Here is a 23,656-nt window from a genome sequence, read left to right as displayed (position 1 = left end):
GGTTCAGCGTCTGTCGGGCGACCAGTAGGCCAGCATCTCGGCGAGCGTCTCGAACGCCGCGGTGTTGACGCCGTAGGTCGCCTCGAAGTGCACCGACAGCGGGAAGCCGAGCTCGCCCACCCCGTCGATGACGCTCTTGTAGAGATCCAGCATCATCGCCCGCCGACCCGCCGGATCGGTCTCGGCCAGCGTGCGGACGAACTGCTGTTCCGCCGCCACGGCCTCGTTGCCGGGATCCTGGATGAGCCACTCGATCAGCCCGACACGGCTCTCGACCTTCGGCACGAACCCGAATGACAGCAGGATCTCGGGCCGGTGGTCGGTGGTGGCGGCGAAGTCGCGGAGGAATCCGACGATCGCGTCGGAGTACAGCAGCTGGGTCATGCCGTAGGTCGCGCCGCGGTCGCACTTGAAGGTGAACCGGCCCTGCTCCCCCTCACGGGTGGGGATCAGGATGGCCCCGCGGTGCTCGACGACACCCTCGAACAGCGACAACGCGTCTGTCGGGGCCACACCGGTGCCCTCACCGTCGTTGAGTGTGCGGGGCACGCCGACGAAGGCGATGCCCTCGAAGCCGCTGTCGCCGAGTTCGGTCAGCCGGGTACGCAGTGCGTCCTCGTCCATGAATGCGGTGACCTGAGTACACAGGCCCTTGATGCCCGGCAGTTCCGGCTTGATCATCGACCAGAAATCCAGGACGTCGAGCTTCGGCTTCATCTCCACCGGCCGCCCGTCGTCCTCCTCGATCATCCCCGGGATCATGACGTGGCGGATGCGGTCCTCGAGTCCCGCTTCCTTGGAGCACCGCAGGACCTTCTCGGCCTCCTCCAGTGCGTGCTCGCGGCCCCGATCGACGTTCGGGGGCACCAGCTCGAGCGCGATGGTGTTCAGGCTCACAGGTATTAGCTCCACATCTGACGTACTCGGGGCGGGCAGGTCATCCGGGTGAATCACGATACCGACCCGGCGGGGCCGCCGCGTGCCCGCCTTCTGCGTGTATTCATGGAGGAAGCCTCATGAACCTTGCTCAGAAACCTCTTCAGGCCCGCGCGCTGCTGATCGTCCTGACGACGATGCTGGCGGCCGCGCTCGCGGCGTGCACCGCGGTGGAGCCCTCATCCGGGTCCACCACGTCCAGCACCGCGCTGCCCAGTTCGCCGTTCGATCCGACGACCACCGCGCCGCCGGCACCGAGCGGTCCGCGGTTGGCCTATCGATCGGCTGACGAGATCGGGGTCGTGGACGGAACGGAGGTCGTGGCGTCGGTGGCGGGCTCGTTTCCGCCGTCCAACGACCTGATCACCACCGAGGACTACCGCTTCGTGTTCGCCAGGACGGCGGACAACACGTTGACCACCCTGGATGTGTCGACCGGAGAGTCGAACACGCTGTCCGTCGACGTGGGCTCCGCCGTCGGCACCGGCGGGGGCAGCACCGTGGTCTGGTGGGAGCAGCCGAATCGGCTGATGCAGCTGGACCTGGCCGATCCCGACGCACAGCCGGCGCTGGCGCAGATCGTCGACCTGCCGCCGGTGGCCGGGATCCGGCCCGGCGAGCCGCGGCTGCTCGTGGCGCGCGGCGGCACCGCCGTCATCGCCCGCGTCGAACAGCCCCCGTCTCCGTTCGGGGGGCCCGACACGCTCTACGCGGTCCGGGGTTCGGTGCCACCGGCGTCCCTGGGGCAGGTGGATGCGAACAGTCCGGTGACGGTGGCCCGGCTCAGCGCCGACGGTGCGCGGCTGGCGTATGCCCTCTACCGCGCCACCGATGGCGCCTGCGGTACGGCGGCCGTGGAGATCACCGACGCCGACGGCTCGCAGCAGACTTACGACGTCGCCGGCACCGATGCGGAGAGCGGTTCCCGGGTGCCCAAGCTGTGGTGGCCGAGCGAGGGGCTGCCGGAGTTGAGCCTCATGACGTGGCGATGCGACCGGCCGGAGACCTACCCGCCGCTGGTGTGGCAGCTGGCCGACGACGGTATGACCCAGGTGCAACCGCCCGCGTCCGCGATTCAGATCGCCGATGTGGCGCCCGGTCAGCGGGCATTGGTGCTACCCGAGGACGGCCAGTACACCGATCCGGTCGGTGCGCTGGTGCTCGAGGAGAGCGACCGCCGATTCGCCGTCGCATCTCAGGTCGACGCCATCGCCGTCATCCCGCTCGCTCCGTAGGCTGGGAAGAGTGAGTATCGCGCTGCAGGACAGGTTCGTCAGCGACCTCCCCGAACTGGCGGTGCGCTGGCAGGCCGAGTCGGCGCCCGAACCGCGCCTGCTGGTCCTGAACACCGTCCTCGCCGGTGAACTGGGCCTCGATCCCGACTGGTTGCGCGGGCCCGGGTTGGGTCTGCTGCTCGGCACCGATGTGCCCGAGGGGGCAGCGCCGGCCGCCCAGGCCTATGCCGGCCACCAGTTCGGCGGGTTCGTGCCCAGGCTCGGTGACGGGCGTGCCCTGTTGCTCGGCGAGTTCACCGACGGTGAGGGCCGGATGCGCGACCTGCATCTGAAGGGCTCGGGACGCACGCCGTTCGCCCGCGGCGGGGACGGTCTGGCCGCGGTGGGCCCGATGCTGCGCGAATACGTGATCAGTGAGGCCATGCACGCACTCGCAGTGCCGACCACCCGCGCGTTGGCTGTGGTGGCCACCGGCCGCCCGGTGTACCGGGAGACGCAATTGCCCGGCGCCGTGCTGGCCCGCGTCGCTTCCAGCCATCTGCGGGTCGGCACGTTCCAGTACGCCGCCTCGACCGGTGATCGGGCGCTGCTCACGCGGCTCGCCGACCACGCCATCGCGCGCCATCACCCGTCGGCTGCCGGCGCCGAGCACCCCTATCTGGCGCTTTTCGACGCGGTGATCGCCGACCAGGCCGATCTGGTGGCGCGGTGGATGCTGGTCGGATTCGTGCACGGCGTGATGAACACCGACAACATGACCATCTCCGGAGAGACCATCGACTACGGTCCGTGTGCCTTCATGGAGGCCTACGACCCGGAGACGGTGTACAGCTCGATCGACAGCTGGGGCCGCTACGCCTACGGGAACCAACCCTCGGTCGCGTTGTGGAACCTGGCCCGCTTCGCCGAGGCGTTGTTGCCGTTGTTCGACGAGGACACCGAGCGTGCCATCACGTTGGCGGAGACGTCGCTGCACGCCTTCCAGGGGCACTACGACCGCCGCTGGACGGCCGGCATGGCGGACAAGCTCGGGCTGCCCGACGTGCCGGGCGATGTCGTGGGCGGATTGGCCGGCGAAGCGCTGACCCAGCTGCAGCAGAACGGGCTCGACTACACGTCGTTCTTCCGCCGGCTGGCCCAGGCCGCGCGCGGTGATGCCGAACCGGTGCGCGGTGAGTTCATCGACCTGGCCACCTTCGATGATTGGCTCACCCGCTGGCGCGCCCTGCAGCCCGACGCCGATCTGATGGACCGCGCCAACCCCGTCTACATTCCGCGCAATCACCTCGTCGAGGAGGCGCTGACGGCGGCCACCGCCGGCGACCTGGCGCCCTTCGAGGCGTTGATGTCCGCGGTCGGTTCGCCCTTCGAGGAGCGCGCCGGGCTCGAACGGTATGCCGAGCCGGGTCAGAAGGAGTTCACCGCCTCCTTCCGAACTTTCTGTGGAACCTGACCACACCGGCGTAGCGTCTCAGCGGTGAGCTCTGTGCGCCTCAGCCCCCAGGATCTGCTGTTCATCTACGGCGAGACGTCGAGCTCGAAGATACACGTCGCGGGTCTTCTGCCCTTCACTCCCCCGGCCGATGCGCCACGCGACTATCTGCGCCGCATGATCGACGAGGCGCGCCGCCAGGAGGTGGTGGCCCCGTGGAACCGCAAGCTGGCTCACCCCCGCCTGCAGTTCAGCCCGCTGCACAGCTGGGTGGAGGACGTCGACTTCGACTTCGACTATCACGTTCGCCGATCGGCGCTGGCCAGTCCGGGCGACGAGCGCGAGCTGGGCATCCTGGTGTCCCGACTGCACAGCAATCATCTGGACCTGACCCGTCCGCCGTGGGAGTTGCACGTCATCGAGGGGCTAGAGGGCGGTCGCTTCGCGCTGTACATGAAGATCCACCACGCCCTTGTCGACGGGTACAGCGCGATGCGGATGCTGGGTCGCAGCCTGTCCAAGGACCGAGAATCCCAGGACGTCCGGATGTTCTTCAACGTTCCGACGCCGGCGCGGCCGCCGCGCGAGGCCGGCACGTCGAACCCGTTGACGGCCACACTGCGAGCGCTCGGCGGTCTCGGCTCCACCGTCACCGGCGGGGTGAGCTCGGCGATCGACCTGACCAATGCTCTGGTCAACACGCAGATCCGCCGCGACGGCGAGTACGCGCACATCGCGGGGTCGGCCTCGGCGCCGCACAGCATCCTCAACGCGCGCATCAGCCGCAACCGTCGGTTCGCCACCCAGCAGTACGAGTTCGACCGGCTCAAGGCGCTCAGTTCTCAGCACGGCGCCACCATCAACGACGTGGCGCTGGCCATCATCGGAGGCGGGCTGCGCACATTCCTGGCTGACATGGACGAACTCCCCGAGCGTTCGTTGGTCGCCTTCCTGCCGGTCAACGTGCGCCCCAAGGGTGACGAGGGGGGCGGCAACGCGGTCGGTGCCATCTTGGCGCCCATGGGGACGGACATCGCCGACCCGGTGGAGCGGCTACAGACGATCACCGCGGCAACCCGCGCGTCCAAGGCCCAGCTACAGACGATGTCACCCACCGCGATCATCGCGTACAGCGCGGCGCTGCTGGCCCCGGCCGGCGGGCAGATCGCCGGGGCGTTGACCGGCGTCGCGCCGCCGTGGCCGTACACGTTCAATCTGTGTGTCTCCAACGTGCCGGGCCCGCCGGAACCGTTGTACTTCAACGGTTCCCGGCTCGAAGCAACGTATCCCGTGTCGATCCCCATCCACGGGATGGCGTTGAACATCACGCTGCAGAGCTACGCCGACACCATCAACTTGGGCTTCGTGGGCTGCCGCGACCGACTGCCCAGCCTGCAGCGTCTGGCGGTGTACACCGGGGAAGCGCTCGCCGACCTGGAGAAGGCTTCGGTCGACCAGCACGGCTAGGCCCGTCCGCTCAGAACGGTGGTGGGTCATTGGGGTCGTTGCGGTAGTCGGGTGGGCGGTTGATGGATTGCCGGAGGGCGTCGACTGCCTCTTGGCGGGCGTGCCATTCGGGGTCTCGGGGGTTGTGGGGGATGGCGTTGCGGCGGGCGCGGCGTTGTTCGGCGGCTGCTTGTTCGGCGGCGCGGTCGAGTTCGGCTTGGAGCGCGTTGTGTTGGCGGGCGGCGGTGATGTAGGCGGCGCGGTTGTCGGCGCGGGTGCGTTGGCGTAGCGGCATCTTCAGTGCCCGTCTCGGGTGGTGGCGGGGCGGTGCAGCCGGCGGGGGTCCCGGTGGTCGTGGTGGGGGGTGGGTCTGTGGTGGTGGTCCAGGTGGGGAACAGCAGCGCCGAGAACGGTCGTGTGGTGTAGGTGTGCCCGGTGGGGGTGCTGATGTGCAGGGTGCCGTCGGGTCGTTGCTGTTCGGTCCAGCCTTCCCAGAAGGTTTTGAGCAGGTGGTGTAGGCGGCATTTGCCGTTGAGGTTGGCCGGGTGGGTGGGTCCGGCGGGCCAGGGGTTGCTGTGGTCGAGGTCGGCGCCGAGGGCGGGGCGGTCGCAGCCGGGTATGCGGCAGGTCAGGTCGCGGCAGCGCACGAATTCGTCGTGGGCGGTGGTGGGCCGGTAGCCGGGGGTGACCGGCAGGGCGCGGGGGTCGGCCACTGTACGAACTGTGGCGCCGCGGGTGAGGACTTCGGCCAGCAGGGCTGGGGGTAGCACCGCTGCGCGCAGCCCGAGGATCACCGCCGGACGAGCCGGGGCGGCGGGGGCGGGGGCGGGTTGAGGTTCGGCCTGTGGCGGCGGTTTGGGGGCAGCGGGCGGCAGGTCGGTGTTGCCCGGGGATCCAGTTGTATTCGAGGTTGTACTCGAGGGCTCGGCGTTGGGCTCGAGCTCCGGGTCAGGCTCGGGTCTGGGTGCCGCCGGCGATTCAGGGTCGGTCGGGGGTGTGGGTTGCAGGTTCGCGGTGGACGGTTGAGCACTGTGCGCGGGCTCGGGGGCGCGCGCAGGTTCAGTGTCCGGTCCGGGGACGGGTTCAGGTCCGAGTTCGGAGTCGGCTTCGGCGTCGGTGTCGGTGGTGTCGTCGCTGCCGTGCAGGGCGGGGTCGGGGGTGGCGTCGAGGGTGGTGTGGTCGGCGACGACGTGGACGGTGATGCTGGTGGCGCGGGCGTCGGGGACGGCGGCGACCGGGCAGTCGGGTTGACCGCACAGGCAGCTCAGATGGAACGCTCCGGCGAACACCGCGCCGAACGCGTCGGCGCGTTTTTGGGCGGTGGTGCGCGGATCCTCGCCGCACACGCTGTTGACCATGGCTTTGAGGCGGGCCGCGGCGATCGCGGCGTCGAGGGAGTTGATCCGGCCCCACACGCTGGTGGTGCCCGCGGCCTGATCGCGGCCGCCGATGCGGACATCGCGGCCGCGGTGGGCGGTGGCCGCGCGCCGGACGGCGTCGGGGTCGAGGGTGTGGATCCACACGGTGATCGCGGTGTCGAGTTTGTCGCCGGACAGCGTCCCCCAGGTGCTGGCCGCGGTGGCGAACTGTTCGTCGAGTTGGGCCCATACCTGTTCGTCGACGACCAGGGCGCACAGCCACACGATGCGCGCGACCACGCGCTCGCTGACCTGGCCGGCCAGGAAGCGGGCGTTGAGGCGGGGCAGATGATCACGCAGGATGACCGCGGTGTCCATCAACGCCACGGCGCGGCCGTGGGAGACGGTCAGTGCGCACCCGATCTGGGCGGCGGCCTCATCAACGGGGTCACACGCCCACCGGGTGCGCACCGGATCAGCGTCGGCGGCGGTCTCGGCGCGGCGACGCCGTTCGGCCACCGCGGCCAACAGTCGGGCCTGAGCCGCGGCCGCGGCGCCCGCCCAGCCGGTGATCGCCTCGATCAACTCGCCATCCGAGACCTCGGCCAGAGCGGCCGGACATGGAAGCGAACCATCGAACATGTGTTCTACATTAATCAGCGCCGGGGACACTCAGCCGTCCCGCGACACCATCCCGCTCAGGTTGGGGATGAAAACGCAATTGGGGATAACCCTCGAGGGCAGAAAGCGCGAGTGAGGCGGCCGCAACCGGGATGGGGATGAAAACGCAATTGGGGATAACCCCAAGCAGGGTTCAACTCGCGACTCGGGACAACCCCAAGGCGGAGCGGGGTTCGGAATGGGGACAACCCCAAGCGGGGTTCGGGAATGGGAACTACCCCAAGCGGGGTTCGTGAACGGGGATGCCTTAGCCCCCTCCCAGGAGCAGAACGCCACAGACTCCGAGGGAGAAACGCACAGAGCACGACGCCGGACGAACCACCAACTACATCAACGCAGGTGACGCCGACAGCCGCGGGCCCGGCGCAAGATCGGTGGTGCGCGGCCCCCAAGCGCAGGCTCCCGCGCAGACAGTCAGGAAGTGGGCCGAACGAGCCTCACGACGAAGGCTCCTCCCAGAGCGTCAACTTCCCAGTTCGCCGCTGATTCCGCGTTCCAATGCGACCCGCGCCCGTTCCGGCAGCACGATCAATCCGTCGAGTTCGCGACGAGCCAGTTGGTAGGCACGCTCGCGTTCCTGCGCGGTCGCCGCGCTGTCGGAAGCGACTCGCAGCAGCCGCTGAGCACGGGACAGCCGCTCCTGCTCGTCGTCACCGAAGTCGCTGCGGCGGCGGCGAATTGCTTCGGCTTCGGCAATGTCGAATGCCGTCACATACTCCTGCACTGCGTCGCGGTACTCGCGGGCGGAGTCCCGGTCAGAGACGAGGTCGACCGGCTCGGCAGGCCTGAGGAAGTCCGCCCGTAGCTTGGCGCGGTGAAACCTCTCCGTCAGCGGGTCTCGCATGTCGGTCATCACCGGATAGTCGAGCAACTTCGCCACGTCCAGCTCGTAGTCCAACCATCTCGTGTCAGTCCGGTCATGCTCTTCGATGGTGCGCTCGACCGCCCGCCGCTGCGCCGCATCGGAGTCTGCCGGTAGCTGTGGGTCCGCTGGAGACGCTTGCACCTGGTCCCGCGAGCGCGCCGAGGCGATGGCCCTGAAGGTCGCATAACCCACGCCAACCAGCGGCAGCGCAATCACCAAGAGCTCGATCAGCCGGATCAGCAATCCCATCTGGCCAGGATGCCACCCGAAAAAGTTAGGGGGTTTTGATTGTGCGCTATCGGGTTATTGCTCTGTCATGCGACACAAGACATTTAACCTCGGATCCCTGTTCTTCGTGGGCGCCGCGGCGGCCGCGATCACCACTGCTCCGTTGGCGGGAGCCAATCCTCCGCCGCCGGCGCCACCGCCACCGCCGCCGCCGGCGTGCGTGAACCCCGACGGCGGACCGTGTGTGGCCGGCCCGGGCGGCGCCGAGGGCGCCATTCCAGGCGGTCCCGGGGGCGAAGCCGGTCCTGGCGGAGCCTCGGGCGCCATTCCCGGCGGCCCGGGCGGCGCGGCGGGGCCGGAGGGTGCGACCGGCAGCCTGAGTCCCGTGGGGCCGAGCGGAACCGCGGGCCCGGGCGGGGCCAGCGGCTGCATCCCCGGTGTGGGTTGCGCGACCATTCCTGCTCCCTGAGTCGACGAGAACGGACTAGCCGGGCCTGAACACGATCAGGCCCGGCTGATCCATGTCTGGACCGCTCTCCGGTCGCTCGATTCCCACCGAACGAGGCTACCGATGGTGCGGATCCGGTGGCGGGCTAACCTGTGCGGGACGCACGAGGAGGTGGCCAGGATGGGCGCGGACACGTCGGCGGGCCGGCGCTTGCTGATCGAGAACGTCCGGATCTTCGACGGTGTCTCCGAGCACCTCTACGACGGCCATGTCCTGATCGAGGGCCGCACCATCGCCGCTGTCGAGTCGTCGCCGATCAGCACCGGCGACGGCGATGTGGTCATCGACGGAGCCGGGCGCACGCTGATGCCGGGGATGACCGACGCCCATGTCCATCTGGTCGGCATGGCCAATACCGTGATCGATCTCGTCATGGGTTCGCAGACGCAGCTCGCCGCGGCGACGCTGGCGAAAGCCAAGGACACTTTGTTGCGCGGCTTCACCACGGTGCGGGACATGGCCGGCGACACCGCAGGTATCCGCAAGGTCATCGACGCCCAGCCCGAGCTGGGTCCGCGCATCTACCCCAGCCAGGCCGCGATCTCCCAGACCGGCGGGCACGGTGATTTCAGCTTCGTCTACGAGCGCCCGACGGCGCTGGGGGGCAACGAGTCCCGCGCCGAACAAATCGGTTTCATGCGGGTCGCCGACGGTCCGGAACGCGTGCTGGCCGCGGTGCGGGAACAACTCAAGCTCGGTGCCACCCAGATCAAACTGATGGTCGGTGGCGGGGCGGCATCGCTGTACGACCCGCTCTACACCGTGCAGTTCACCGCCGCCGAACTGCGGGCCGCGGTCCAGGCCGCCGAGGACTACGGCACCTACGTCGCCACCCACGTCTACAACGTCACCGGGATCCGTCGGGCGGTTGAGGCGGGGGTGAAGTCGATCGAGCACGGCCACCTCGCCGACGAGGCGACGGTCGCCATGCTCGCCGAGCGGGGCGTGTGGCTGTCCACGCAGCCGTTCGCCGAACACGATCACGGCTTCCTCAACCCGGACAGCGCCGCGAAGAACAAGGAGATCTGCGCAGGCACCGATCAGTTGTACCGATGGGCGACCAAACATGGCGTCAAGGTGGCCTGGGGCACGGATCTGCTGTTCGAGCCGGACCGGGATGCGCTGCAGAGCGAGATGATGACGCGACTGGGCGAGTACATGACCAACGCCCAGGCGCTGAAGATGGTCACCTCGGGTAACGCCGAGTTGTTCCGGCTCGCCGGCGAGCGCGACCCGTACCGGGCCGCCCGACTGGGCGAGATCCGTTGCGGCGCATGGGCCGACGTGTTGCTCGTCGACGGCGACCCGCTGGCCGATCTCGGTCTTCTCGGGGAGCCCGAGGACAATCTGTGCCTCATCGTCAAAGACGGTGTGATCGTCAAGAACAACCTGGTGCGCGCCACATGACGGCCCGGGTGCCGACGACGCTGCTCGACGGGCGCGTCATCATCATCACCGGCGCGGCCCGCGGGGTGGGCAAGGGCATCGCCGCCGCGGTCACCGAGCGCGGCGCCACCGCGCTGTTGGTCGACCGTGACGAGCGGTTACTCGCGGAGACCACCGCAGAGTTGACGGCCGCGGGCCGCCGCGTCGCACCCCTGGCGGTCGACCTTCGCGACCCCGGCAGCGCCCAACGCATCGTCGGCGCAGCGGTCGAGCACTGGGGCGCGGTGCACGGACTGGTCAACAATGCGATCGCGACCAACGAACCCAAGCGGTTCATGGAGATCACCCGCGCCGACTACGACCTGGTGTTCGATGTCGGGCCCCGGGCCACGTTCGAGTTGATGCAGGCAGTGCACCCGGTTCTGCTCGCCGGCGGTGGCGGAAGCATCGTCAATCTCGGTTCCGGCTCCGGGACGATGGGCAAGCCGAAGTTCGGCGCCTATGCCGGCGCCAAGGAGGCCATCCGCGGCATCTCCAAGGTCGCTGCGCTGGAATGGGGCCGCGACAACATTCGGGTCAACGTGGTGTGTCCGTTCGCCGAGTCCGACGGGATCCGCGCCTGGCGGGAGATGGCGCCGGACGCCTATGAACGCAGTCTGCGCGGGGTGCCGATGGGTCGGCTCGGTGACGTCTCCACCGACATCGGTCCCGCGGTGGCGTTTCTGCTCAGCGACGAAGCGTCGTTCGTCACCGCGCAAACCATCCTGATCGACGGCGGCGCAGCAGGTTTCCGCTGAAGCCCTGAAAGGAGCGGTGTGCAACCGATACCCGTCATCGCACTCACCGGGTATCTGGGCGCCGGGAAGACCACCCTGCTCAACCACGTGTTGCGCAGTCCCGACGCCCGGATCGGCGTGGTGATCAACGACTTCGGTGAACTCAACGTCGATGCCGGACTGGTCACCGGTCAGGTCGACGAGCCGGCATCGATCGCCGGCGGATGCATCTGCTGCCTGCCCGACGACGGCGGGCTCGACGTGGCGCTGGCCCGCCTCGCCGACCCGAAGTTGCGGCTGGACGCGATCATCGTGGAGGCCAGCGGCCTGGCCGACCCGCTGGCGATCGCCCGCATGCTCCGGTTCAGCGGCGTGGACGGCGTACGCCCGGGCGGCGTCGTCGACGTCCTGGACGCGGTGACACACTTTCAGACCGTGGACCGCGATCCCACCCCGCCGGCCCGCTACGCCGCGGCGACCCTGGTGGTGGTCAACAAGCTCGATCAGATCGCCGAGAACGACCGCGACACCGTGTTGCAGCGAGTGGAAAGCCGAGTGCGCGAACTGAACCCGCACGCGCAGGTCGTCGGCGCGGTCGCCGGGCGCATCGACCCCGCGCTGCTCTACGACGTGTCGGCGGCCGAGGAGGAATCGGGTCAGCTCACGTTGCGCGAGTTGTTCTTCGACGAGGCGCACGCCCACGACCCCGACCACGTGCACGCCGACGCGGTGACCGAGATCGGCGACGGCTGCGTCGATCCCGGCGCGGTGATCGATCTGCTGGAGGATCCGCCGCCGGGTGTGTACCGGTTGAAGGGCACGGTGGCGATCCGGTACCGGTCCACCACCCGTGCCTATGCCGTCAACGTGGTCGGACCGTCGATCCACCTCGCGGCCGCGCCCCCGCGCGCCAAGGCCAATTCGCTGGTCGCCATCGGGATGCATCTGGACGTCGACGCGGTGGCGAAAAGACTGCGCGACGCCCTGCTGCCGGTCGACGGGGCACCGCCGGCCGAGGGGATCCGCCGGCTGCAGCGCTATCGCCGCCTCAGCATCTGAAAGCGCGATACTGGACGGATGGCAGATCGCAACGTTCTCGGCCAACCGCTGCACGAATGTGGCACCGATCCGCTGACCGGTTTCTACCGTGACGGCTGCTGCAGCACCGGTGAGCAGGACCTCGGCCTACACACCATCTGCGGGGTGATGACCGCCGACTTCCTGGCCCACCAGCGCGGAATCGGCAACGACCTGTCCACCCCCATGCCCGCCTACCGGTTCCCGGGCCTGGTGCCCGGCGACCGCTGGTGTGTGACCGCGTTGAACTGGCTGCGCGCCCATCAGGACGGGCGGGCCTGCCCCGTCGTCCTGGCCTCGACGCACGAACGGACACTCGACGCCGTCCCGCTCGACGTCCTGAAGCGCTACGCCGTGGACGTCCCCGACGATCCCGCCGGGCTGTGAGGTGTTTACCTGAACCTCCCGGCAAATTATGATCTTGGTGCTCCTTCGCCAGGGATCGAGGAACTCCGATGGCCACATCGACTCACCGCGCCGCGCTGTTGACCTGCGGGTCGGCACTGTTGCTCACCGCATGCAGCTTCTCGTTCTCCAGTGGCGGGCTGGACCACGAGAAGCTGCAGAACGCGATCACCGACGAGCTGAACACCAGCTACGAGACGATCTCCCAACAGGTTTCGTCGGTCGACTGCCCTGAAGACCAGAATCCCGGGCCCGGCGAGAAGATCCTCTGCACCGCGCAGGTGGGTGATCAGTCGGTGCGGGTCGAGTCGACGGTCACCGACGAGGACTACAACGTCAACTTCGAAACTCTCGACACGCTCTACGATCTGCCCAGCGTCGGAACGACGCTGTCGGACGAGCTGACCAATCAGCTCGGCTTCCCGGTGACCGTGACGTGCGGGGAGGGCCTGAAGGCGGTGGAGATCGGGCAGACGTTCGACTGCACGGCCGCCGACGAGGACGGCGACGAGCGCACCGTACGGCTCACGGCGGCGCCGATCGGTGAGAACGACCAGTGGGAGCTTCTCGAGTAGTCCTCGGGCGGTGAGGCAGCCGACCCAGCGGCCGTCGGAGAACCTGGTTAGGTTTTGGATATGGCTTCGGTATTGACGGTGAACACGGCGGTCGCGCCCGCCGCGCAGACCCCACTCGGATCCGGAATCGACAAGCGGCCGAGCGCGGAGCCATTGGCGGTCCGTGCACCCGGTCCGCGGCGCGGCGGGCTGGGCAGCGGCGTCGTCGGGGACTCGATCGGCAACCCGAAGTTCCACGGCGGCGACGATCAGGCGGTGTACGCCTACGCGCGCGAAGACCTCGACGCGTGGCAGACCAAACTCGACCGTGAACTCACCAACGGCGTGTTCGGCGAGAACCTCACCACGACAGGCGTCGCCGTCACCGACAGCCTCATCGGCGAGCGCTGGGCCGTCGGCGACGACGGCCTTGTGCTGGAAGTCACCTCGCCCCGGACCCCCTGCAAGACGTTCACCTCGTGGCTCGGCATTCCCGGCTGGATCAAGACCTTCACCGCCGCCGGGGTACCCGGGGCCTACCTGCGCGTCATCAACCCCGGACGCGTGCGATCCGGTGACCGCATCGAGATCGTCGACCGCCCCGACCACACCGTGACGGTGGGGATGGTGTTCCGGGCGCTGATGCTCGAGCCCGATCTGATGCCGTCCCTGGCGGTGGCCGACGCACTGCCCACCCGCATCAAGAGCAAGATCGCGCGGAGGGCGGACCACCCGATGTGAGCTCGCTCCCACATCGTTGTTGATGCCGCGGTTGCCGTTTGACACCACCGGCGCGGCGGGAAGGCATTACGCGCGGCGGCATCGTCGGCGCCGATCATCTCGATGAAACCTCTTTCAACTCTGGAGTCATCGCTTCATGCCTGAATCGACCGGGATCGAATCCGCAACCAATGTGGCCAGCACCGCGGCCTGGGTGGCCGGGGCGGTCGTCGCCGCCTACTTCCTCGGCGTGGCGCTGTCGTGGTTACTGCACCGGTTGGGGCGCCGCAGCCAGGTCCTGCACGACGTCGCCGACCTGACCCGGCGCCCGGCGCGCGCGACGCTGATGATCATCGCCGCGACCGCCGCGGTCCAGCGCACCGCTTCCGCCGACGCCGCCTGGCGAGGGTGGGTCGACCACCTGCTGCTCCTGGCGCTGATCGCGTCCGTCACCTGGCTGGTGGCCAGTTTCGTCAAGGTCGTGGAACGCCAGATGCTGACCCGGTTCGCCGCCGGCGGGGACTCCGGGTTGGGCGATGCCGACCGGCACCGGCGCAAGATCATGACCCAGGTCACCACCCTGCGCCGACTGGCTGTTGCGGTCATCATCGTGCTGGGCGGGGCGGCGGCCCTGATGACGTTCCCGTCGTTCAGCGACATCGGCAAGACGCTGCTCGCCTCCGCCGGTGTACTGTCCGTCGTCGCCGGCCTGGCCGCGCAGACCTCGCTCGGGTCGGTGTTCGCCGGCATCCAGATCGCGTTCTCGGGGGCCATCCGGGTGGGCGACGTCGTTGTCCTGGAGGACGAGTGGGGCCGGATCGAAGAGATCACGCTGACCTATGTCGTGGTCAGGGTGTGGGATGAGCGCCGGCTCGTGCTGCCGTGCACCTACTTCACCAGCAAGCCGTTCCAGAACTGGACGCGCAACGCGACGGAGCTGATGGGCACCGCCGAGCTCGACGTGGACTTCACGGTGGCGTTCGACGGCATGCGCGCCGAGTTGGATCGCATCCTGCAGGCGAACCCGAAGTGGGACGGACGCGTGGGTGTACTGCAGGTGACCGACGCCGTCGACGGCGTCGTGCGGGTGCGCATGCTGGTCAGCGCGTCGAATGCGGGGGCGCTGTTCGATCTGCGATGCGATGTGCGGGAGGGCATGGTGCAGTGGCTGCAACGGACCAGCCCGGGCGCGCTGCCTCGCCGCCGGCTCGAGTACCAGCCCGACACCGGTGACCGTCGGGTCCAGCAGAACGGCGCCTACCGGGGTCAGCGCCAGGCCGATTCCGGATTGTTCAGCGGCAGCGCGGAGGCCGAGCGGCGCAGCCGCGAATTCGACGACGAACGCCAGCACGACACCCGGCGCAACGGCGAGCTGGCCCAGGTGCGTTACGACGGCTGAGCCCGGCACGGCGGGCAAATTGGGATGCCCAAGCGGGTCTTCCCGTGCCATCGTGACGGTCGTGCTCACCCAGGACGAACTCGCCGACCGCACCCGCCGCGCGGCACGGGCTGCGATGTCAGCGGCGCACGATCTGGGCGTGGGGGCTCAGACCGCGACCGTCCTGCACGACGTGTTCTCCGTGGTCGTGCACCTGGAGCCCGAGCCGGTGGTGGCCCGGATCCCCGTGGTGTCCACCGGTGACAGCTCTCCGCAGCGGCAAGCCGACCGGCAGCAGCGCGAGCTCGACGTCGCCGTATGGCTGCACCGCCGCGGCGTCCCGGTCATTCCGCCCTCACCACGGCTGCCCCGGCGACCGGTGCGTCGCGACGGATTCTCGATGACCTTCTGGGAGCTGGCGGACCTCGCCCCGGACCACGAACCGTACCGGGGCGTGGACGCCTGCTGGAGCGCTGAGCTGCATGCATGCCTCGTGGACTATCCGGGTGCGCTGCCGTTCCTGGCGCCGTTCAACCACGGCCTACCCGACATGATGGCTCAACTGGACACGGTGGCGCTGTTGACGACTGACGACGTCGCGCGAGCTCGCGCAGAATTCGCCTCGCTCCGCGCGTTGCTGGCCGACCGGGCCACATTCGAGCGCACGTTTCCCGGCGTCACCGTCCAGCCGATCCAGGGTGATTGCCCGTCGCACAACGTGATCCGGACCAACAGCGGCATCTGTTTCTCGGACTTCGAGGATGTCTGCGAAGGTCCGGTGGAGTGGGACCTGGCGTTGATGGGTCCGCAGACCACAGACGACTACAACCGTGCAGTCCTCGAAAGTGGTCGGCGTCAAACCGACCCGACTGTCCAACACCTGATGGATGCCGCGCGCCGATTGCAATTCATCGGAGCACTGACGTTGATCCCTCGGTTACCTGTGCTGGCGGAGGGTTTGGCAGAAGCGCTGGATGAGTGGCGGGCGAGCCCTCAGGTCGGCAGCCCGTAATCCATCGGTGGGCCACCGGGTCCCACGGCATCCTGCTCGGCGACGGCGGTAGCGACGGGCACACCGTTGCGGACGACGCCCACGACCACGACGGTCTCGCTCGGTTCGAAGCCACCGGTGATCCGGTTCGTATCGGGGGTGAGCCGGAACGTGGTGGTGTGTCCCTCGGGAGTGACGGTGGTCAGGGCATCGTCGGAAACGGCCACCACTTGGCCGGTGTGCTGGATCTCGATCGGGGCTTCGGCCGCAGCCGTGCGAGCCTGCGGAGCCGAATCGCTCGGCGCGGAATCAGCCGACCCCAAGGTCCACCCGGTCACGGCCGCCACACCGAGGGCCGACATCAACGCCGCACGGCCGGCATAGAAATGCCGGACGCGGCGGTGCCGGCCGCTGCGGGGTGTCTGCGTCATGTCGGGCCAAGTACCCGCGGGGGCGGGAGCGGAAACCCTGCACCGCGTCACCGCCAGGCGAAAACCGGCTGTTCGAGCTGGTCGACGCGGTCGCTGCGCCCCTCCAGGCACAGCCATCTCAGCTGCAACAGCACCGCTCCAGTGGGTGCATGAATCAGGTCGTTACCCAGCGGAATCTGCACCACCGGGCGCGGACTCTCAGGAATCGCGACGAACCGCGGGGAGTCCTCTCGCAGCAACTGGTGCAATCCCACGCGGTAGACCGCCACGACCTCGTCGGGCGCCGGCTGAGGGTCGAGCCGTCCACCACCCCAGATCACGACCGGGGTGATCACGTATCCGGACCGCGTCGGATAGTCGTCGAGCAGTCCGAGCACCGCGGAGTCGGCCAGTTCCACACCGACCTCCTCGTGCAGTTCCCGCAGCGCCGCTTCGACGACCGTCTCGCCGGGATCCAGCCGTCCCCCGGGCAACGCCCATTGGGCCGCATGCGACGACAACCGCGAGGCCCGGCGGCAGAGGAAGAACGCCGCTCCGCCACTGACGTCGACCATGCGGCCGTCCAGCCCGGCCTCCGGCATCGGCCGGCCGGCGATCCAGTCATCGACGGGTGCGGGATCCACCCGGTCCTCGCCGAGCACGGAGTCCACCAGCACCACCGCGACCGCAGCGTGCCGTTTGGTGGGGTCGTCGACGATACGGCGGTCATGGCCGGCCAACCGGTCCCGGATCACGTCGTGCAGCGCGCCGTCGTAAGTGAGGGTCACCGCTCGAGACTAGGAGGCGCCGGCTACAACCGCGACACGACGTATGCGGCCGCCTCGTTGACCGAGCCGTTCAGCCCGTACAGCGCATGCGCCAGATTCGGTCCGCCGCCCGGAGCGCCGGAACAGATCGTGTCACCCGAAGCGCACAGCGCCAGGGTCTTGTCGGCGTAACGCGGCCCGATCGTCACCGCCGGTGCGCCGAACTGGCGCAGGAATTCCTCGGAGGGCAGCGCGAAGAGCACCACCGCCGCCACGTGGTCGGCGACCTCCGGCGGCATCGGTGCGGGCACCGACTCGACCGGGATGCCGTCGGGCACCTGGGCCGACGTCACGAACCCGGCGACCACGGCGCCCTGGGAGTAACCGCCCAGGACGATCCGCGTGTCCGGGCAGGTGGCGGCGACGGCCTGGACGTGGTCGGCCGCGTCACGGATGCCGTCGACGACGGTGCTCGCGAAGGCCGTGCGGTCGCTGAAGTTGTCGGCGGCCGGGTAGTTCACCGCGTAGACGCCGACGGTGCGGCCCGCCGCCTGGGCGCGAACGGCATCGACGAAGGCCTGGCCGACGCCGCCGACGCCGGGTGCCTCGCCGGTGCCCCGGGCGAACACCACGTCCACATCGGGGCAGGGCTGTGCACTGGCCGACGGGGCGACCCCGCCCATCACCGCTGCGGACACACCGAACACCGCGGCGGCTGCGGCGCGGGCCAATCGTCGAATTTTCATGCCGATGCTGTACCCCCGCGCCTGAGCGGGTAACCGCACACACAGGGCCTCCGGTGAGGTCCCAGCGAATGAAAGGACGTACAGAAATGCCGAACGAACTGCAGGGCCGCAAGATCGCCTTCCTCGCCACCGACGGTGTCGAGAAGGTCGAACTCGAGCAGCCGCGTGCCGCAGTGCAGGACGCCGGCGGACACGTCGAGCTGCTGTCGGTGCAGACCGGTGAGATCGCAGCCCGCAATCACGACCTGGAGCCGGCAGGAACCTTCGTCGTGGACCGCGCAGTCGCCGACGCGCGGGTGGAGGACTACGACGGCCTGGTGCTGCCGGGTGGCACGGTCAACGCCGACAAGCTGCGGCTGGAGCGGGCAGCGGTCGACTTCGTCGGCGCGTTCATGCGCTCCGGCAAACCCGTCGCGGCGATCTGCCACGGCCCGTGGGCGCTCGTGGAAGCCGATGTCGTGCGCGACCGCACCCTGACCTCGTACCCGAGCCTGTGGACCGATCTGCGCAACGCCGGCGCCACGGTGGTCGATCAGCAGGTGTGCATCGACGGCGATCTCATCACCAGCCGGTCCCCCAAGGACCTGCCGGCGTTCTGCCAGGCGATCACCGATCAGTTCGCCAACACCCCGGCGCACACCTGAGGGGGCCGGCGATGAGTCACGTCGACATCGACGATGTGTTGTGGGACGAGTTCCACCGTGTGGTCAACATGACCTCGCGGGAGCTCTCCGAGTGGCTACGGGTCCGTTCGGCGGACGAGCACTCCGAGGCGTTCCCCGACCACGCCGGCAGCGAGACCGGCCGTCACGTGTTGGCCATTCTGCAGAAGCGCAGAGGCGACCTGACCGCCGACGACGAACGGGTGATGCGCAATGTGGTCGACCACATCCGCGCCCAGCGGCGCGAGGATCTGGAGCCGACTGCCGGGCAGGACCACTGGCGGCACCGGCTGATGACGCTCGGCCACGATCCGCTCAAGCCCGCCAGCTAGAGAGGGGCACGCGATGGAACGGGGAAACTCCAAACACGGTCAGCGCGAGGACGACGCGTTGAAATCCGAGATGCGCGGCATGTTGCAGGGCAACCGGCCCTCGCGCGTCGAAGAGTGGCGCCAGGCCGAACCACCGGCCGACGACGATCCGGACGTGCCGACGGGGCGTCCACCCGAGGCCTGACGGGTCTCACGGGGACGATGGGCAGCACGCAATTGTCGGTGCTGCCCATCGTTCAGGTATTCGCGTTCTGTGAGCGCCGGGAGCGCAGAGCCAGCCCGGCGGCGGTGAGCAGCGACAGCACCCCGACCACGGTCACCGTGATCGTCCAGGCCCGGCGATCGGAGATCTCCTCGTCGCACAACTGTGCGTAGTCCACATCCCCCACCCATTCGCTGTCGTACGGCAGTTCCTGGGGTGAGGTCTGGGTGTCGGCAGGCGCTTGCTGACGTGCGCTCTGGAGATCAGGCGCGACCGCCGTCCCACACGGCACCGGGGTGAGCCCAGGTGAGATGTTCACCGGGCTGAGCAGTCCGACGACACCGACCAGCAGGGCCACGACTCCGATCGCCAGAGCGGTTAGACGCGCAATCATGGTGTTGCCCTACCCCGATCCGTACGGGTGTACACCCCCCGGAGTCATTTGTTCAGGCCGCGCAGGAAGCGTTGGACGCTGCGGGTCAACGAGCGCGGGACGTGATCGGGGTCCATGACGTCGTTCTCGGCCAGCAGGCTGGCCTCGTCCGCCACCGTGCCCGGGGTGAACCGCCGCAACGTCCGCCCCGTGCCGCGCAACGCCTCCACCACCTCCAGGAACGTCATCCCGGCTGCCCGCAGCCGCTCGAAATCCTCCGGGGAGGCACCGAGATGCTCGCAGATCAGCCGTTGCCGCGTCGCGATGACGAACCGCGACACCCCGTGGTCGGCGTCGTTCGGTCGACCCTCGACGGCCACGTCGCATTCGCTGTCGAAGCCCATGGACCGGTTGTTCAGGTTGGACGACCCGATCCGCAACAGCCGGTCATCGACCACCAGGACTTTCGAATGGACGTAGATCGGCTTCTCCCCGTCGGTCACCGGCCAGAAGACACCGAGGCGGCCGTGCTCGTCGGCGGCCCACAGCAGGCCGAGCATCCGGTATCGAGCGCCGTCCATCGACTCCTGCTCCAGTCGGCTCTCCGAGGCGCGCGGGAGAACGACGACGACCTCCGGGCCGGCGGGGTCGCGCAGCCGGGCGGCCAGTGCCTCGACGACGGCCCGCGACGCCAGGTACTGGTTCTCCAGGTAGATGACCTCGCGAGCGGCGGCGATCGCGGCCAGGTTCAGCGTCTCGACCTCACGGATCTCGCGTTGCTCGGCGTGCAGCGGCATGGTGCGCGCGATCCCGACGTCGACTCCACGCAGCGCAGGCTCCAGCGTGTCCGGCCACGTGTCGCGGCCGGGCCCGACCGGGTCCAGCGCCCGGCCCACCGCGGTGCGCCACCGTTCGCGGGCCAGTTCGCCGAGCGCCCGCGCCGCGGCTCCGTCGACCGCGACGGCGACCTCGTGGCGCGGCGCGTAGTCGCGGCCCAGCACCCGCCGCAGCCGGTGGTCGTGCCGGTGCTCGCTGGTGTCCCATCGTTCTGCGGTGAAGTCGATGCCGCCGCAGAACGCGACCGCGTCGTCGACGACCAGGATCTTCTGGTGGTGCACCGACCCGGTGGGGTGCGCGCCGTCCACCGCGAAGTGCAGCCGCCGGCTGCTGAGCCGGTTGACCACGGCGACCGGCGTGATGCCGTACCAGAGGTCGTCGAACGCCGGCAGCAGCCGCAGATTGGACTTCAGGAGATGGATCGTCAGGTCGGGCTGCTGCCAGAGCATCCACTGCAGGAAAGCGCCCAGCCGGTTGGGGCCGGGCACTGTCGAGCCGCCGCGCTCCAAAGCGATCCGGGTGTCGAAGTCCCAGCCGACCAGCAGGATGCGGCGGCGGGCCCGCAGCATCGCCGCCTTGGCATGACGGAAGTAGTCGGCGCCGTCGACGAGGCAGGCGAATCGGTCGGCCGGTTCCACGCGCCAGCAGGTGCGACCGGGCTCCAGCAGGCTCGCGGCTGACACAGCGGTGTGTTTACCACAGTCGCCGATCCTTCGACTTCGTCGAAACAACATCTATTTGCTATGCATAGTGGGTGACGTCATCGCGCCCCCTCACCACCACGCCGCCGGCTTCGGCCCGGCCGCGGGGCGCGCTGGGCCTGATGGTCGACCCGGTGTTCGGCGCCCTGTTCTGGGGCAAGATCTTCTCGGTCGTCGCGGTGTGGACCCACGGCATCGTCGCCGCGATCGTGATGTACGACGTGACCGGGTCGGCGCTGATGGTGGGTCTGGTGGGCGTCGCCCAGTTCGCGCCCCAGCTGGTGCTGAGCCCGACCAGCGGCAAGTGGGCCGACACCGGCAATCCGGCGCGCCAGATCCTGCTCGGCCGGGTGCTGTGCGTCGCCGGCTCGGGCGTGGTCGCCGGTTGGCTGTTCATCCAGCCGGAACTGCAGGGGATGTCGGCCGCGGTGCCGGTGCTGTTGGGCACCCTGCTGGTGGGATTCGGGTTCGTCGTCGGCGGCCCGGCGATGCAGTCGATCGTGCCCAGCCTCATCCGCGACGGCGAGCTGTCGACGGCGATGGCACTGAACAGCTTTCCGATGACGATCGGGCGCATCATCGGCCCGGCGGCCGGCGCCTATCTGGCCGCCCACTTCGGACCGGCGGCGGCCTTCGCGGTCAGCGCCCTGCTGCACCTGGTGTTCACCGTGCTGCTCCTGATGGTGCGTTTTCCCGCCCGCCCGGAGCGGCGCCTCGGCGCCGACTACCGGGTGCGTACCGCCGTGCGGTACGTCCTCGGCGACCGCCCCCTGCTGCTGGCGTTGATCGCTGTCGCCATCGTCGGGGTGGCCTCCGATTCGTCGATCACACTCACCCCGTCGTTGGCCGATGAGCTCGGCGGCGGCGCCCCGCTGGTGGGCACGCTGTCGGCGCTGTTCGGGGTCGGCGCGGCGGTCGGGATGGCGACGCTGGCGTTGATGCGGGGCCGGATGCCTGCGGCCCGGGTGTCTGTCGTCGGGCTCGTCGGCCTGGGCGGCGGCTGCGCGACGCTGGCCGCGGCGACGACGCCGGCGGTGGCGATGACCGGCTTCGTGGTGGCGGGTCTGGGCTTCGGTTGGGCGATGACCGGCCTGTCGACCGTGGTGCAGGAGCGCGCGCCGGAGGAGCTGCGCGGCCGCATCATGGCATTGTGGCTGGTGGCGTTCCTCGGTTCGCGACCGATCGCGGCGGCGGTGCTCGGCGGCGCCGCCGACCTCCTCGGTGTGCTGGCGGCGTTCGCGATCGCCGCGTCGCTGTGCGCGGTGGCCGCGGTGGTGTGCCGCCCCGCGAACCTGACCGGACCGCTGCCCGTGCGCTGAAAGGGGTCCCGGGAGACGGATGAACGACATGCCGGCGTCACGGCCGCCCCGCGAGGTCGCCCTGGATCTCTACCGGTTCGGCGCGGTGGTGATCGTCGTCATCGGCCACTGGTTGCTGTCGGTGATGACCTACCGCGACGGTGAGTTCGGCCGCGACAACCCGCTGGTCCTGATGCCCTGGACGCAGTGGCTCACCTGGTTCTTCCAGGTGGTCCCGGTGTTCTTCGCGGTGGCCGGCTACGCGTCGGCGGTGTCGTGGGCGCGCAGGGACGCAGACGAGCACCCCGGGGTGTCCCGCCAGGACCGTATCCGTGCGCGGGTGGCGCGCACCCTCGGACCGACCGCGGTGTACTCGGTGTTCGTACTGCTGGTGATGAGCGCGCTGATCGTGGTCGGGCTCAGCGGGCAGGTCCGCGACGTGGCCGGCTGGGCGGTCGCCATGCACCTGTGGTTCCTGGCCGTCTACCTGATGGTGGTGCTGTTGACCCCGCTGTCGCTGGCGGCGCATCGGCGCTGGGGCCTGGCGGTGCCCGCGGTGCTGGGTGCCGCGGTCGTCGTCGTCGACGTAGTCGGCATCAGCACCGGTCACACCGGGATCCGGGTGCTGAACTACCTGTTCTGCTGGGCGGCGATCTACCAGCTGGGCATCGCATGGCACGGCGGTCTGCTGCGCCGCCGCCTGCTGCTGACGATGGCGGTCGTCGGCGCCGCGGCGCTGCCCGCGCTGGTGACCTGGGGACCGTATCCGGTGGCGATGATCGGGGTGCCGGGCGTGCGGGTGGAGAACAGCGCTCCCCCGTCGGCGGCGTTGCTCGCGCTGGCCGTGGTCCAGATCGGGGTGTTGTTCGCGATCGTGCCTGCGGTGAACCGCGTGCTGGCGCGCGGCCTGTGGCCGCGCGTGCTGAAGGTGGGCAACGCCAACGTCATGGCTCTGTACCTGTGGCACATGCTGCCGGTCATCATCGTCACTCCGATCGCCTACCCGTTCGGGCTGCTCCCGCAGCCGCCGCTGGGTTCGGGCGCGTGGTGGCTGGCCCGCCTGCAGTGGGAACTGGTGCTGATGGTGGTCACCGTCGTGTTGCTGAGCCTGTTGTCCTGGCAGCGCCGCCTGTTCGCCGCACCGCTGCCGACGTTCGGTCTGCCGGTGCCCGCCGCGGTGACCGAGGCTCTGCTCTACCTCGGCTCTGCGGCATGCGCGCTGGCGCTGGCACTGATCGCGGCCACCGGCTTTGCGCCCGACGGGGGTTTCCCGGTGCTGCCCGTGGCGCTGTTCGCCGTCGGCGCCGCCATGGTCGCGGTACGCCCGCGCATTCGGACGGCGACGGGCTGAA

The 23,656-nt window shown here is 69.3% G+C and carries 25 protein-coding genes; 17 read left to right on the top strand and 8 right to left on the bottom strand.

The annotated features are described in order from the left end of the window. Positions 1-3 precede the first annotated feature (3 nt). Positions 4-897 carry a mycobacterial-type methylenetetrahydrofolate reductase gene (locus tag ACEWX3_RS01050; protein ID WP_374158484.1) on the bottom strand — a complete coding sequence of 298 codons (894 nt, stop codon included), beginning with the start codon at positions 895-897 and terminating at the stop codon, positions 4-6. Between the two features lie 119 nt (positions 898-1,016). Here ACEWX3_RS01050 and ACEWX3_RS01045 point away from each other — a divergent pair, with 119 nt between their 5' ends. From ACEWX3_RS01045 to ACEWX3_RS01035, 3 genes are read left to right on the top strand one after another with little or no spacing between them, the layout of a single operon-like run. Further along, positions 1,017-2,171, top strand: a complete 1,155-nt coding sequence (locus ACEWX3_RS01045) for a hypothetical protein (protein ID WP_286183564.1) — start codon at positions 1,017-1,019, stop codon at positions 2,169-2,171. A gap of 10 nt (positions 2,172-2,181) precedes the next feature. Then, positions 2,182-3,624: a YdiU family protein gene (locus ACEWX3_RS01040; RefSeq protein ID WP_374158483.1), complete on the top strand. Its 1,443-nt coding sequence runs from the start codon at positions 2,182-2,184 to the stop codon at positions 3,622-3,624. Between the two features lie 24 nt (positions 3,625-3,648). Continuing rightward, positions 3,649-5,070 carry a wax ester/triacylglycerol synthase family O-acyltransferase gene (locus tag ACEWX3_RS01035; RefSeq protein WP_374158482.1) on the top strand — a complete coding sequence of 474 codons (1,422 nt, stop codon included), beginning with the start codon at positions 3,649-3,651 and terminating at the stop codon, positions 5,068-5,070. Between the two features lie 26 nt (positions 5,071-5,096). On the opposite strand, the gene ACEWX3_RS01030 is transcribed toward ACEWX3_RS01035, so the two are convergent. Next, a complete protein-coding gene (locus ACEWX3_RS01030) occupies positions 5,097-7,049 on the bottom strand; it encodes a DUF222 domain-containing protein (protein ID WP_374158481.1) in 1,953 nt (650 codons plus the stop codon). A 502-nt stretch (positions 7,050-7,551) separates the two neighbouring features. Further along, positions 7,552-8,202, bottom strand: a complete 651-nt coding sequence (locus ACEWX3_RS01025; RefSeq protein ID WP_374158480.1) for a hypothetical protein — start codon at positions 8,200-8,202, stop codon at positions 7,552-7,554. A gap of 67 nt (positions 8,203-8,269) precedes the next feature. Between ACEWX3_RS01025 and ACEWX3_RS01020 the strand changes: the two genes are divergently transcribed. The 9 genes from ACEWX3_RS01020 (at position 8,270) to ACEWX3_RS00980 (ending at position 15,997) form a co-directional block, all read left to right on the top strand. Then, complete coding sequence (locus ACEWX3_RS01020; RefSeq protein ID WP_374158479.1) at positions 8,270-8,650, top strand: hypothetical protein; 381 nt, start codon at positions 8,270-8,272, stop codon at positions 8,648-8,650. A gap of 159 nt (positions 8,651-8,809) precedes the next feature. After that, positions 8,810-10,096 (top strand): amidohydrolase family protein, encoded by a 1,287-nt coding sequence (locus ACEWX3_RS01015; protein WP_374158478.1) that lies wholly within the window; start codon positions 8,810-8,812, stop codon positions 10,094-10,096. Next, positions 10,093-10,872, top strand: a complete 780-nt coding sequence (locus ACEWX3_RS01010; RefSeq protein ID WP_221361938.1) for an SDR family NAD(P)-dependent oxidoreductase — start codon at positions 10,093-10,095, stop codon at positions 10,870-10,872. The genes ACEWX3_RS01015 and ACEWX3_RS01010 overlap by 4 nt, the downstream gene beginning before the upstream one ends. Before the next feature lie 18 nt (positions 10,873-10,890). After that, the gene (locus tag ACEWX3_RS01005) at positions 10,891-11,910 is read left to right on the top strand and encodes a GTP-binding protein (protein WP_374158477.1); all 1,020 of its coding nucleotides are present in this window, start codon (positions 10,891-10,893) and stop codon (positions 11,908-11,910) included. An 18-nt stretch (positions 11,911-11,928) separates the two neighbouring features. Beyond that, entirely contained in the window at positions 11,929-12,315 is a 387-nt protein-coding gene (locus ACEWX3_RS01000) for a DUF2237 family protein (RefSeq protein ID WP_207066099.1), read from the top strand. A 68-nt stretch (positions 12,316-12,383) separates the two neighbouring features. Then, positions 12,384-12,908: a DUF4333 domain-containing protein gene (locus ACEWX3_RS00995; RefSeq protein ID WP_207066100.1), complete on the top strand. Its 525-nt coding sequence runs from the start codon at positions 12,384-12,386 to the stop codon at positions 12,906-12,908. Positions 12,909-12,968: 60 nt separating this feature from the next. Then, complete coding sequence (locus tag ACEWX3_RS00990) at positions 12,969-13,628, top strand: MOSC domain-containing protein (RefSeq protein WP_374158476.1); 660 nt, start codon at positions 12,969-12,971, stop codon at positions 13,626-13,628. 136 nt (positions 13,629-13,764) lie between these two features. Next, entirely contained in the window at positions 13,765-15,006 is a 1,242-nt protein-coding gene (locus tag ACEWX3_RS00985; RefSeq protein ID WP_207066102.1) for a mechanosensitive ion channel family protein, read from the top strand. 52 nt (positions 15,007-15,058) lie between these two features. After that, positions 15,059-15,997, top strand: a complete 939-nt coding sequence (locus ACEWX3_RS00980; RefSeq protein WP_374158475.1) for a phosphotransferase — start codon at positions 15,059-15,061, stop codon at positions 15,995-15,997. On the opposite strand, the gene ACEWX3_RS00975 is transcribed toward ACEWX3_RS00980, so the two are convergent. From ACEWX3_RS00975 to ACEWX3_RS00965, 3 genes are read right to left on the bottom strand one after another with little or no spacing between them, the layout of a single operon-like run. Then, positions 15,979-16,407 (bottom strand): hypothetical protein, encoded by a 429-nt coding sequence (locus ACEWX3_RS00975; protein ID WP_207066103.1) that lies wholly within the window; start codon positions 16,405-16,407, stop codon positions 15,979-15,981. The two genes, ACEWX3_RS00980 and ACEWX3_RS00975, sit on opposite strands and share 19 nt — an antisense overlap. Positions 16,408-16,454: 47 nt before the next feature. Further along, positions 16,455-17,174, bottom strand: coding sequence for a CoA pyrophosphatase (locus ACEWX3_RS00970; protein ID WP_374158474.1), 720 nt, complete (start codon positions 17,172-17,174; stop codon positions 16,455-16,457). A gap of 23 nt (positions 17,175-17,197) precedes the next feature. Beyond that, the gene (locus ACEWX3_RS00965; protein ID WP_207066105.1) at positions 17,198-17,899 is read right to left on the bottom strand and encodes a cutinase family protein; all 702 of its coding nucleotides are present in this window, start codon (positions 17,897-17,899) and stop codon (positions 17,198-17,200) included. An 86-nt stretch (positions 17,900-17,985) separates the two neighbouring features. On the opposite strand from ACEWX3_RS00965, the gene ACEWX3_RS00960 reads away from it, so the two are divergent. From ACEWX3_RS00960 to ACEWX3_RS00950, 3 genes are read left to right on the top strand one after another with little or no spacing between them, the layout of a single operon-like run. After that, positions 17,986-18,543, top strand: a complete 558-nt coding sequence (locus tag ACEWX3_RS00960) for a type 1 glutamine amidotransferase domain-containing protein (protein ID WP_207066106.1) — start codon at positions 17,986-17,988, stop codon at positions 18,541-18,543. A gap of 11 nt (positions 18,544-18,554) precedes the next feature. Further along, a complete protein-coding gene (locus tag ACEWX3_RS00955; RefSeq protein WP_374158473.1) occupies positions 18,555-18,893 on the top strand; it encodes a DUF3140 domain-containing protein in 339 nt (112 codons plus the stop codon). A gap of 13 nt (positions 18,894-18,906) precedes the next feature. Next, positions 18,907-19,077: a hypothetical protein gene (locus ACEWX3_RS00950; protein ID WP_207066107.1), complete on the top strand. Its 171-nt coding sequence runs from the start codon at positions 18,907-18,909 to the stop codon at positions 19,075-19,077. Positions 19,078-19,129: 52 nt separating this feature from the next. Here the strand turns inward: ACEWX3_RS00950 and ACEWX3_RS00945 are convergent, their stop codons facing one another. Then, positions 19,130-19,489 (bottom strand): hypothetical protein, encoded by a 360-nt coding sequence (locus tag ACEWX3_RS00945; protein ID WP_286182783.1) that lies wholly within the window; start codon positions 19,487-19,489, stop codon positions 19,130-19,132. Positions 19,490-19,533: 44 nt separating this feature from the next. Then, on the bottom strand, positions 19,534-20,988 hold the full coding sequence (locus ACEWX3_RS00940) for a phospholipase D-like domain-containing protein (protein WP_374158472.1): 1,455 nt from the start codon (positions 20,986-20,988) through the stop codon (positions 19,534-19,536). A 140-nt stretch (positions 20,989-21,128) separates the two neighbouring features. Between ACEWX3_RS00940 and ACEWX3_RS00935 the strand changes: the two genes are divergently transcribed. Both ACEWX3_RS00935 and ACEWX3_RS00930 read left to right on the top strand, forming a co-directional pair. Further along, positions 21,129-22,325 (top strand): MFS transporter, encoded by a 1,197-nt coding sequence (locus ACEWX3_RS00935; protein WP_374159982.1) that lies wholly within the window; start codon positions 21,129-21,131, stop codon positions 22,323-22,325. 19 nt (positions 22,326-22,344) lie between these two features. Next, positions 22,345-23,655 carry an acyltransferase gene (locus tag ACEWX3_RS00930; RefSeq protein WP_374158471.1) on the top strand — a complete coding sequence of 437 codons (1,311 nt, stop codon included), beginning with the start codon at positions 22,345-22,347 and terminating at the stop codon, positions 23,653-23,655. The last annotated feature ends 1 nt before the right edge of the window (position 23,656 follow it).

The sequence above is a fragment of the Mycobacterium sp. G7A2 genome (assembly GCF_041902445.1).
Lineage (GTDB): Bacteria > Actinomycetota > Actinomycetes > Mycobacteriales > Mycobacteriaceae > Mycobacterium.
The sequence above is the reverse complement of the archived record's forward strand: the minus strand, read 5'-3'. Positions and strand labels throughout refer to the sequence as shown.